The sequence below is a fragment of the Vibrio marinisediminis genome (assembly GCF_014050145.1).
In the GTDB taxonomy this organism is placed as follows: Bacteria; Pseudomonadota; Gammaproteobacteria; order Enterobacterales; family Vibrionaceae; genus Vibrio; species Vibrio marinisediminis.
In genome coordinates, this window is sequence record NZ_JACFYF010000240.1 from 1 (window position 1) to 274 (window position 274).

Below are 274 nucleotides of genomic sequence, written 5' to 3' on the forward strand. Positions count from 1 at the left end.
AGCCATGGCGGCCTACGGCCTCGACGACTGGCGGCTGGTCGCCGGCAGCGATGCGGCCATGAGCAAGACCCTGGAAGCGGCGACGGAGCGCCAGGACCCCATCGTCGTCACCGCCTGGGCCCCGCATCCGGTCTTCTCGGGACAGTCGCTGCGCTATCTCGAGGACCCCCAGGGCCTCTACTCCCAGGAGGAGAGCATCCACACCATCACGCGCCTGGGCCTCGCCGAGGAGATGCCTGAGGCCGCCGCCATCCTGGACCGCTTCGCCTGGAGC

The 274-nt window shown here is 70.4% G+C and carries 1 protein-coding gene; it reads left to right on the forward strand.

From position 1 onward, the window contains the following. Nucleotides 1–274: glycine betaine ABC transporter substrate-binding protein (locus H2O73_RS21045; protein WP_281364276.1), on the forward strand; the 274-nt coding region annotated here is incomplete at both ends.